10 protein-coding genes are annotated in these 9642 nt (G+C 69.0%); all 10 read right to left on the bottom strand.

The window, feature by feature from the left end; genetic code table 11:
- On the bottom strand, positions 1–589 hold a 589-nt coding region (locus JHD63_RS20255; RefSeq protein ID WP_233168486.1), incomplete at its 3' end, for an ABC transporter substrate-binding protein.
- A 165-nt stretch (positions 590–754) separates the two neighbouring features.
- Positions 755–1501, bottom strand: coding sequence for an ABC transporter ATP-binding protein (locus tag JHD63_RS20250; protein ID WP_198972611.1), 747 nt, complete (start codon positions 1499–1501; stop codon positions 755–757).
- 5 nt (positions 1502–1506) lie between these two features.
- On the bottom strand, positions 1507–2271 hold the full coding sequence (locus JHD63_RS20245) for an ABC transporter ATP-binding protein (RefSeq protein WP_198972610.1): 765 nt from the start codon (positions 2269–2271) through the stop codon (positions 1507–1509).
- Positions 2268–3146 carry a branched-chain amino acid ABC transporter permease gene (locus tag JHD63_RS20240; protein WP_198972609.1) on the bottom strand — a complete coding sequence of 293 codons (879 nt, stop codon included), beginning with the start codon at positions 3144–3146 and terminating at the stop codon, positions 2268–2270. The genes JHD63_RS20245 and JHD63_RS20240 overlap by 4 nt, the downstream gene beginning before the upstream one ends.
- Before the next feature lie 10 nt (positions 3147–3156).
- Entirely contained in the window at positions 3157–4050 is an 894-nt protein-coding gene (locus JHD63_RS20235; RefSeq protein ID WP_198972608.1) for a branched-chain amino acid ABC transporter permease, read from the bottom strand.
- An 88-nt stretch (positions 4051–4138) separates the two neighbouring features.
- Entirely contained in the window at positions 4139–5257 is a 1119-nt protein-coding gene (locus tag JHD63_RS20230; protein WP_198972607.1) for an ABC transporter substrate-binding protein, read from the bottom strand.
- Between the two features lie 29 nt (positions 5258–5286).
- On the bottom strand, positions 5287–6426 hold the full coding sequence (locus tag JHD63_RS20225) for an ABC transporter substrate-binding protein (RefSeq protein ID WP_198972606.1): 1140 nt from the start codon (positions 6424–6426) through the stop codon (positions 5287–5289).
- A 75-nt stretch (positions 6427–6501) separates the two neighbouring features.
- Entirely contained in the window at positions 6502–7572 is a 1071-nt protein-coding gene (locus JHD63_RS20220; RefSeq protein ID WP_198972605.1) for a zinc-dependent alcohol dehydrogenase family protein, read from the bottom strand.
- 45 nt (positions 7573–7617) lie between these two features.
- A complete protein-coding gene (locus JHD63_RS20215; RefSeq protein ID WP_198972604.1) occupies positions 7618–9246 on the bottom strand; it encodes a GMC family oxidoreductase in 1629 nt (542 codons plus the stop codon).
- Between the two features lie 4 nt (positions 9247–9250).
- On the bottom strand, positions 9251–9642 hold a 392-nt coding region (locus tag JHD63_RS20210), incomplete at its 5' end, for an aldehyde dehydrogenase family protein (protein WP_198972603.1).

The raw sequence follows: 9642 nt of genomic DNA, 5'->3' as shown, positions 1-9642 counted from the left end.
CGCCGGCCTTGAAGGCGTCGCGGAAGATGTTCTTGTATTCGATCAGTGACTCGTTGGTACGGTCGAACACCAGCGCCACTTTGCGAATGGGGGTTTTCTCCAGCAGGTACTTGGTGAGGATGGGGCCGTCCACATCCGAGCCCTGGCGTAGCTTTAGCGACCAGGGGCCGGCCTTGAGAATGGCGTCCGAACTCGCGAAGCTCAGGAAGGGGGTCTTCTTGTCATTGAAGATGGGCGCCACGGCCAGCGAGTCGGCCGATAGCGAGGGGCCTAGCACCAGCAGCGCGCGGTCGCGGTCGATGGCCTGGTTGGCCAAGTTGATGGCCTGGCCCTTGTCGCTGGCGTTGTCGCGCTCGATCAGGGTGATCTTGTTGCCATGTATGCCCCCCTTGGCATTGACCTCGTCTACGGCCAACTGGATGGATTTCTGGAACAGTGTGCCTGCAAAGGCGACAGGGCCGGTCATCGACTGGATGGACACTATGGTGAGGTTGTCGGCCCGCACAATGGATGCGCCCAGGGTGGCCAGAGCCGCCAAGGCGGTGAGTCCCAGGCGCTTGGCCGGCATTGCCTGGATGGTTTTCCCCATGGATATCTCCTTTGTGTTTTGCTGGAATGGACTTGGGAAGGCGGATGGAGCGGGTGTCTCCTTCCGCCTGCCCCGGAGGCAATACCTCGTAGGCGGCTGGCCACCACGCGGCAAGAGCTGCCTGCCCAAACGATGATGAAGCCGTGGGCATGCATCGCCATGACCTCAATGCGTGGCTTGCCCAAAGTAATGCTCCTGGACCTCCGGGTCGTGCGCCAGCGCATCGGCATCGCCCTGCTTGACGATGCGGCCCTGCTCCAGCACGGCAGCGCGGTGCGCGGTCTGCAGCGCCAGGCGCGCGTTCTGCTCCACCAGGAAGATGGTCATGCCCTCGTGGTTGAGCTGCTCGATGGCGCGGAACACGTCGGCGATGATGACTGGCGCCAGGCCCAGGCTCGGCTCGTCGAGCAGCAGCACGCGCGGGTGGCCCATCAGCGCGCGGCCGATCGCCAGCATCTGCTGCTGCCCGCCCGAGAGCGTGCCCGATAACTGCGCGCGCCGCTCGGCCAGGATCGGGAACAGCGCGAACACGCGCTCCAGGTCGGCCTGCACCTCGCCCTTGCGCGCGCCCAGGGCCTCGCGGCCCAGCATCAGGTTCTCCTGCACCGACAGCGGCGCGATCACGCGCCTGCCCTCGGGCACCTGGATCACGCCCAGGCGCGCGCGCTGGTAGGCGGACAGGGTGTTGAACGCGCGCTCGCCGAACTCGATGTCCCCGGTGGAGGGCACGATGCCCGTCACCGCATTGACCAGGCTGGACTTGCCCGCCCCGTTGGGGCCGATCAGGGCGAAGATCTCGCCCTGCTTGATCTGCAGCGCCACGCCGCGCAATGCGGCGATGCCCTGGTAGTGCACCTCCAGTTTGTCGATCGACAGGGCGTGGGCGCCGGAGAGGTTGATCGGATGGTTCATGCGGCTCAGCTCCCCAGATAGGCTTCGATCACCGCCGGATCGGCCAGCACCGCCTCGGGCGCCCCCTGGGCGATCAGGCGCCCCGAAGCCGTGACGTACAGATGCGAGCAGACCTGCGTGACGAAGCGCATGTTGTGCTCCACCAGCAGGATCGCCACCCCGCTGGCGGCGGCCTGCCGGAAGATGTCGCCCAGCTCGGCCGCCTCGGTGTCGTTCATGCCGGCCACCGGCTCGTCCAGCAGCAGCAACTGCGGCTTCATGGCCAGCGCGCGCATCATCTCGATGCGGCGCTGGTGGCCGTAGGACAGCGTGCCCGCGCGGTGCCCGGCCAGGCGCGCCATGCCGAAGCGCTCCAGCAGCGCCTGGGCCTGCGCCCGGTGCGCCGCCTGCTCCGCGCGCGCGGCGGGCAGGCCCAGCAGGTTGGCCCAGAAGCCGCTGCGCTGGTGCACGTGCAATCCCGAGAGCACGTTGTCCAGCACCGTGGCTTCGGCCACCAGGCGGATGTTCTGGAAGGTGCGCGCCATCCCCGCGCGCGCCAGGTCGGCGGCCTCCAGCGTGGAGACGTCCTGGCCGTTGAACAGGACGCGGCCCGCGCTGAGCTTCAGGATGCCCATGATCAGATTGATCACCGTGGTCTTGCCCGCGCCGTTCGGGCCGATCAGGCCGGTGATGGTGCCGGGCAGCGCCGACAGGCTCAGGCCGTCGACCGCGGGCAGGCCGCCGAAGCGCTTGCCCACGCCATCGAGCCGCAGGGTCGGGGGCGTGCTCATGCGGTCGATCCTTCCCTGAGCGCGACCTCGCGCTGGAGCCGGCGCTCCTGCCGCCACGACGCCAGCGTGTCGGCGATGCCGTGCGGCAGGTAGATGATGATGAGCATCAGCAGCCCGCCCTGCACCACGCCCCGGTAGTCGGCGAACACGCGCACGAACTCGGGCAGCGTGGTCAGCACCGCCGAGCCCACCAGCGGCCCCCAGATGGACGTGGCCCCGCCCAGCACCGCCGCGGCCAGCGTGTGCACCAGCATGCCGAAGCCGAACTCCTCGGGCGAGATGGCGTAGGAGTTGAACGCATGCAGCGCCCCGGCCAGGCCCGCGAGCAGGCCCGACAGCGTCATCGCCAGGCGCTGGTGGTAGGCCACGCGGATGCCCAGCGACACGGCCACCGTTTCGTCGGCGCGGATCACGTCCATCGCCCGGCCCAGGCTGAAGCGGCCCAGGCGCCAGGTGAGGAGGGTGCACAAGGCCACGATCAGCAGCAGCCAGCCAGTGGTCGCGGCCTTGGGAATGCCCGAGATGCCCAGCACGCCGTTGGTCACGCCGTCCCAGTTCTGCGCCAGGGTCACTATCACCTGCACCAGCGCCAGCGTGGCCAGCGCCTGGAACACCCCGCGCAGGCGCGACAGCGGGTAGGCCATGAGCGCGCTGACGACGCCCGCCAGCAGCATGCCGCAGGCAATCGCCAGCGGCGCCGGCCAGCCGTAGGTCACGGCGAGGATGGCCGAGGTGTAGGCGCCGAGGGCGGCGAACGCCGCCGGGCCGATGGAGAAGGTGCCCGCGCGCAGCACCACGGCCTGGCTCATGGCCAGCAGCGCGTAGATCAGCACGTGGTCCAGGACCGAGCTGTAGGAGAGGAGGTAGTCGATCATGGCTGTCCGATCACTGGCGCTGCACCCGCATGACCGCGCCCGGCTTGCCGAACAGGCCCGTGGGGCGGATCAGGATGATGATGAATAGGATGACGAAGGCGATGGCGTCGGCCGCCGCCGAGGAAATGTAGGCATAGGCCAGCGTCTGCACCACGCCGATGATCACGCCGCCCACCAGCGAGCCGGCGATGCTGCCCAGCCCGCCCAGGATGATGATGACGAAGGCGCGCATCAGGAAGGGCTCGCCCATCAGGAAGTGCACCGAGTTGAAGGCCAGCCCGATCATCACGCCCGCGAAGCCCGCCAGCGCCCCCGAGATGAAGAACACCTGGATGTTGACCCACTCGGCGTTGATGCCCAGCAGCTGCGCCGTGCCTTCGGAATGCGCCACGCAGCGGATGCGCCGGCCCAGGCCGGTGTAGTAGAGCGCGTGGATCAGCAGGCCGACCAGCACCACCGCCGAGACGACGATGATCAGCTGCAGCGACTGCAGCTGCAGCCCGAGGAATTCGTAGATCCGGACCGGGAAGGTGTCCGCCGGGAACTGCCACACCGCCGTGTTCGACGCCTTCTGCGCCAGCGCCACCAGCGCGATGCTCGCGCCGATGGAGGTCAGGATGTAGGAGAACTCGGGCGCATGGCGCCGGCGCAGCGGGCGAAAGGCCACGAAGTCCAGCAGCACCGACAGCGCGCCGCCGGCCAGCATGCCCGCGAGCAGCGCGACGAGGAAGGGAGCCTTGAAAGCCGTGGCGGCGTACAGGCCCGCGAAGGCCCCCCACATGAACACCGAGCCGTAGGCCATGTTCAGGATGTGGTTCACCCCGAACAGCAGGGTGAAGCCCAGCGCGAACACCGCGAGGGTGCCGCCCACGACCAGGCCGTTGAGGAGCTGTTGGATCAGCATGGCAGGTATCTCTTGAAGGAAAATAGGCTGTAGCCCAGGTGATATCTGGGCTGATAGCTATATTTCTTGCAGCAATTCAGGCCGGACTTCACTGGGCCACCAGCTTGCCGTCCCTGACCACCTGCACCACCGCGCCGAACTGCGGCCTGCGGTCTTGCTGGTTCCAGAGGCCGCTGCCGCTGACGATGGGCACGTCGCGCAGCTTCTGGAAGGCATCGCGCACCTTCTCGCGCGTCGGGCCGGGGCCGGCTTCCTTGAGCGCGGCGATGGCCACCTGCGCCAGCGTGTAGCCCGAGGCGCCCCAGGCGTCGGGCGCGGCGCCGTAGCGGGCCTGGAAGGCGGCCTCGAAGGACTTGTTGAGCGGGCGGTCCAGGCCCGGCACGTAGTCCGACACGGTGATGGTGCCTTCGCCCGCCTTGCCCGCCATGGCGATGAACTTGGCCGAGGCCAGCGTGATCGGGCCCAGGTAGCGCACCTTGTCCAGGCCGGACTGGCTCAGCTGCTGGATGATGTTGGCGGCCTGCTCGGTGTACACGCCCAGGTAGACCGCGTCCACCTCCTGGGCCTTGAGCTTGGTGGCCAGGGGTTGGAAGTTGGAGTCGGCGCTGACCACGGCTTCTTCCGTGGCGACGGTGCCGCCGCCGGCCTTGAACGGGTCGCGGAAGAAGTTCTTGTATTCGATCAGGCCCTCGTTCGTGCGGTCGAAGACGATGGCCACCTTCCGGATCGGCGTTTTCTCCAGCACGTACCTGGCCATCAGCGGGCTGATGGCGGCGGGCGCCTGCTGCATCTTCAGGCTCCACGGGCCGGCCTTGAGGATGGCCTCGGAGGTGGCAAAGCTCAGGAAGGGCGTCTTCCTGTCGTTGAAGATCGGCGCCACGGCCACCGAGTCCGCGGTGGTGCTGGGGCCCAGCACCAGCAGGGCGTTGTCGCGGTCGATCGCCTGGTTGGCCAGGTTGATCGCCTGGCCCTTGTCGCTGGCGTTGTCGCGCTCGATCAGGTTGATCTTCTGGCCGTTGACGCCGCCCCTGGCGTTGACCTCGTCGATGGCCAGGCGGATCGCGTTCTTGTAGTGCACGCCCGAGAAGGCCGCCGTGCCGGTGACCGCCTGGATGGACACCACGGGAAGATCCTGCGCCTGGGCGGCGGCGCACAGTGACAGAAGCGCGGCGGCGAACAGGCGGCTGGCGCGTTGGATGGATTGCATGGAAAGTCTCCTTGTCGTGGGGAAGAGGTTCAGGGGGCGATGACGAACCTGCCGTCTTTCACGCCGAGCACCAGCGCGCCGTAGTTCGGGCGGCGCTCGGCATGGCTCCAGACGCCGGTGCCCACGACCACCGGCACCTCCTTGAGCCGCAGGTAGGCCTCGCGCACCTTCTCGCGCGTGGGGTGGGGCCCGGCCTCCTGAAGGGTTGCGAGCGCCACCTTGGCCAGCGAATAGCCGGTGGCGGCGTAGCTGTCGGGCTCGGTCCCGTAGCGGGCCTGGTAGGCCGCGTCGAAGGCCTTGTTCAGCGGGCGGTCCATGCCGGGCACGTAGTCCGAGATGGCGATCACGCCCTCGGCCGCCTTGCCCGCGACGCTGAGGAACTTGGGCGAGACGATGGCCAGCGAGCCGAGGATGCGCACCTTCTCGGGCAGGCCGGCCTGGCGCAACTGCAGGGCGATGTTGCCGGACTGCTCGGCGTAGCTGGTCAGGTACACCGCATCGATGTCCATCGCCTTGAGCTTGGTCGCCAGCGGCAGGAAGTTGGCGTCGCTGCTGACCACGGCCTCCTCGGCCACCACCGTGCCGCCGCCGGCCTTGAAGGCATCGCGGAAGACGTTCTTGAACTCGATCAGCGCTTCATTGGTGCGGTCGAACACCAGCGCCACCCTGCGCACCGGCGTTTTCTGCAGCACGTATTGGGCGAGCACGGGGCCGTCCACGTCCGTGCCCTGGCGGAACTTGAGCGTCCAGGGGCCGGCCTTGAGGATGGCGTCCGAGCCGGCGAAGCCGATGAAGGGCGTGCGCTTGTCGTTGAAGATCGGCGCCACGGCCAGCGTGTCGGCGGTGGTGGTGGGGCCGAGCACGAACAGCGCGCGGTCGCGGTCGATGGCCTGGTTGGCCAGGTTGATCGCCTGGCCCTTGTCGCTGGCGTTGTCGTGCTCGATCACGCTGATCCTGCGGCCGTGGATGCCGCCCTTCTGGTTGGCTTCGTCCACCGCGAGCTGGATCGCCTTCTGGAAGATCGCGCCCGCGAACGCGGTCGGGCCGGTCATCGACTGGATGGACACCAGGCTGAGCGTCTCCGCCCCGGCCATGGACGCCGCCGCCGTGGCCAGCGCCGCGACGGCAGCCGCCGCCAGGCGCCGGAATGAATGCCGCATGAGTTGCATGGAAGGTCTCCTGTTGTTGCTATGAAAAATGTAGCTATATGCCCAGAAGAAACCTGGGCTTCACGCTGATCTGGTTCAGAAAACGAACACGCCCTTGCCCCCGGCCTGGCCGTCGAACACGCGGTAGGCCTGCTCGGCCTGCTCCAGCTCCCAGCGGTCGGTGAAGATCCTGTCCACGTCCACGCCGTGGTGGGCGATGAAGCCCACGCAGTCCTTCATGCTCGGCTCCGAGAAGGTGTAGGAGCCGAGGATGGTGCGCTGTTTGCCGATCACGTCCTTCATGCCATCGACGTGCAGGCTGCCGCCCACGGCCACCAGCGCGATGCGGCCCCAGGGGCGGGTGCAGCGCACGGCCTGCTGCTTCGGGACGTCGCCGCCCGCGCAGTCCATGGCGCAGGTCGCGCCCAGGCCGCCGGTGAGCTTGAGGATTTCCTCGACCGGGTCCTGCCGGCTGCCGTCGATGGCATGGGCCGCGCCGAATTCCTTCGCGCGCGCCACGCGCTCGGGCGCGATGTCCACGCCGATCACCTCCGCGCCCATGGCCGCGGCCAGTTGCACCGCCGACAGGCCCACGGGGCCGAGGCCGAACACCGCCAGCGTGTCGCGCGCCGTCAGTTGAAGGCGCAGCAGCGCGCCCCAGGCCGTGCCCGTGCCGCAGGAGACCGCGGCGCCGGTGGCGAAGGACACCTCGTCCGGCAGGTGCACCAGCGAGGTCACCGGCACCAACATGTACTGCGCATGGCCGCCGTGCTTGATCACGCCGTGGATGTCTGCGCCGTGGCTGCACATCTGCGTCCAGCCGCTGCGGCAGTGGTCGCAGTGGTTGCAGCCTTCGTAATGGAACACCGTGACCCGGTCGCCCACCTTGTAGGAGCGCGGGTCGACCGCCGAGCCCAGCGCGACGATCACGCCGCAGGGCTCGTGGCCGCCGATGATCGGCGTGTCCTCGGCCATGCCGCGCGAGGCCAGGTCCTTGAAGCCCAGCGACTTGAGCACCTCGGCCGGCTTGTTGCGGTAGAAGTGCAGGTCGCTGCCGCACATGCCCGAGGCCTTCATCTCGATGATGGCGTCGCCGGGGCCGGGCGTGGGGTCGGGGAAGTCGAGGATCTCGAGCTTCCGGTCGCCCTTGAAAACGATGCCGCGCATGGTGGTCTCCTTGTGGATGGGTCTGGAATGGACAAGCCGATGGGGTCAGCGCTTGCCGTCTTGCAGCACCATGTCGGCGGCCTTCTCGCCGATCATGATGGTGGCCGCATTGGTGGGGCCCGAGATCGGCGCGGGCATGACGGAGGCGTCGGCCACGCGCAGGCCTTCGATGCCGTGCACGCGCAGCCGCGCATCGACCACGGCCATCGGGTCGTCGCCCGGCCCCATGCGCGCCGTGCCGTTGTGGTGGTAGACGGTGCCGCCGCGCCGGCGCGCGAAGTCGAGGATCTCGTCGTCGCTGCGCACGTCCTTGCCGGGGAACACCTCGTCCACGTAGTAGGGCGCGAACGGCCTGGCCTGCAGCACCGCGCGCGCCATCCGGACCACGGCGACCATGGCCTTCTGGTCGGACTCGGCGCCCAGGTGGTTGGGGTTGATCAGCGGCGGCTCGTCGATGCTGGTCGAGCGGGCGCGCACGTAGCCGCGCGCGTCCGGCCGCTGCTTGTGGCCGCCCAGCGTCATGCCCGGGTAGTGGTCCAGCAGGCCGGGCAGGCCCTCCTGGTAGCTGCCGGGCGTGAACGACACCTGCAGGTCGGGCGTGGGCAGCGTGGGCTCGGAGCGGAAGAAGAAGCGCATCGGCACCGGCCCCATGGCCAGGATGCTGGGCCGGCCCAGGAAGTACCTGGCGATCTCCCAGGCCAGCGGCAGGCCGCGCCCGCGCTCGTTGATGGTGGAGATGCCCTTGACCTTCACCGCTACGCGCAGGTTGTAGTGGTCCACCAGGTTGGCGCCCACGCCGGGCAGGTCGGCCTGCACCTTGACGCCGAGGCTGCGCAGCAGCTCCGCCGGGCCGATGCCCGAGATCTGCAGCAGGCGCGGCGTGTTGAGCGCACCGGCCGAGACGATGACCTCGCGCCGCGCGTGCACCTCGCGCTCCGGCGCGCCGGCGCCGCCCGCGCGGTAGCGCACGCCCACGGCACGCGGTCCCTGCAGCAGCACGCGCGTGGCGGGGCTGTCGGTGCGCACGTCCACGCGGCCGGTCCTGCGGGCCGGGCGCAGGTAAGCCTGTGCCGCGCTGGTGCGCCGCAGCAGGTGGCCGCGCGTGTCGATGATGAACTGCCACGGCCCCACGCCCTCCTGCGCCGCGCCGTTGTGCTCGGGCACGCAGGGGTAGCCCAGGCTCTGCACCGCCTGCACGAACAGGTCGCACAGCGGGCTGGAGCGCACCGGGTCGCTCACCGGCATGGGGCCGCTGCGGCCACGGTAGTGCTCGTCGCCCGGGCCGATGCGCGTCTCGGCCTTCTTGAAGAAGGGCAGCACCTCCTCGTAGCTCCAGCCCGGGTTGCCGCGCGCGGCCCAGCCGTCGAAGTCGGCATGCTGGCCGCGGCTGTGGACCATGCCGTTGATCGAGCCCGAGCCGCCGAGCACGCGCCCCTGTGTCAGGCTCAGCGTGCGGTGGGCGGTGGCGGGGTTGGGCTCGCTCTTGAAGTCCCAGATCAGCCGGGGGTTGAACAGGTTCTTGATGTAGCCCGCCGGGATGTGGATGTAGGGGCTGGTGTCGGCGGGGCCGGCCTCCAGCACGCAGACCGTGTGGCCCGCCTCGGCCAGGCGCCCGGCCAGTACGCAGCCGGCGCTGCCCGCGCCGACGATCACGTAGTCGAAGCTGTCGCGCATGGCCTCAGGCATCCAGGTTGAAGTTGAGGGTCTTGAGTTCGGTGAACGCCTCCACCGTGGCCCAGCCGCCCTCGCGGCCCACGCCCGAGCGCTTGATGCCGCCGAAGGGCGCGTTGGGCACGCTGGCAAAGCCGTTGACGCCGACCGAGCCGCTCCTGATGGCGCGCGCCACACGGAAGGCGCGGCTCACGTCGGTGGTGTAGACGCAACCGGCCAGGCCATACTCGCTGTCGTTGGCGATGCGCACGGCTTCTTCTTCGGTGTCGAACGGGATCACGCAGAGCACCGGGCCGAAGATTTCCTCCTGCGCGATGCGCATGCCGTTGTGCACGTCGGCGAAGAGGGCGGGGGTGATCCAGTTGCCGTGGGCCAGATCGCCGCCCGGCGTGACGCCGC

The organism is Xylophilus sp. ASV27, assembly GCF_016428875.1.
Taxonomy (GTDB): Bacteria; Pseudomonadota; Gammaproteobacteria; order Burkholderiales; family Burkholderiaceae_C; genus Xylophilus.
This window is presented reverse-complemented; position numbering and strand designations above follow the sequence as displayed.

What these genes read in the sequence shown, in the direction of transcription:
- JHD63_RS20250 (WP_198972611.1), bottom strand. Translation starts at nt 1,501, where the DNA reads ATGAACCATCCGATCAACCTCTCCGGCGCCCACGCCCTGTCGATCGAC.
- JHD63_RS20245 (WP_198972610.1), bottom strand. Translation starts at nt 2,271, where the DNA reads ATGAGCACGCCCCCGACCCTGCGGCTCGATGGCGTGGGCAAGCGCTTC.
- JHD63_RS20240 (WP_198972609.1), bottom strand. Translation starts at nt 3,146, where the DNA reads ATGATCGACTACCTCCTCTCCTACAGCTCGGTCCTGGACCACGTGCTG.
- JHD63_RS20235 (WP_198972608.1), bottom strand. Translation starts at nt 4,050, where the DNA reads ATGCTGATCCAACAGCTCCTCAACGGCCTGGTCGTGGGCGGCACCCTC.
- JHD63_RS20230 (WP_198972607.1), bottom strand. Translation starts at nt 5,257, where the DNA reads ATGCAATCCATCCAACGCGCCAGCCGCCTGTTCGCCGCCGCGCTTCTG.
- JHD63_RS20225 (WP_198972606.1), bottom strand. Translation starts at nt 6,426, where the DNA reads ATGCAACTCATGCGGCATTCATTCCGGCGCCTGGCGGCGGCTGCCGTC.
- JHD63_RS20220 (WP_198972605.1), bottom strand. Translation starts at nt 7,572, where the DNA reads ATGCGCGGCATCGTTTTCAAGGGCGACCGGAAGCTCGAGATCCTCGAC.
- JHD63_RS20215 (WP_198972604.1), bottom strand. Translation starts at nt 9,246, where the DNA reads ATGCGCGACAGCTTCGACTACGTGATCGTCGGCGCGGGCAGCGCCGGC.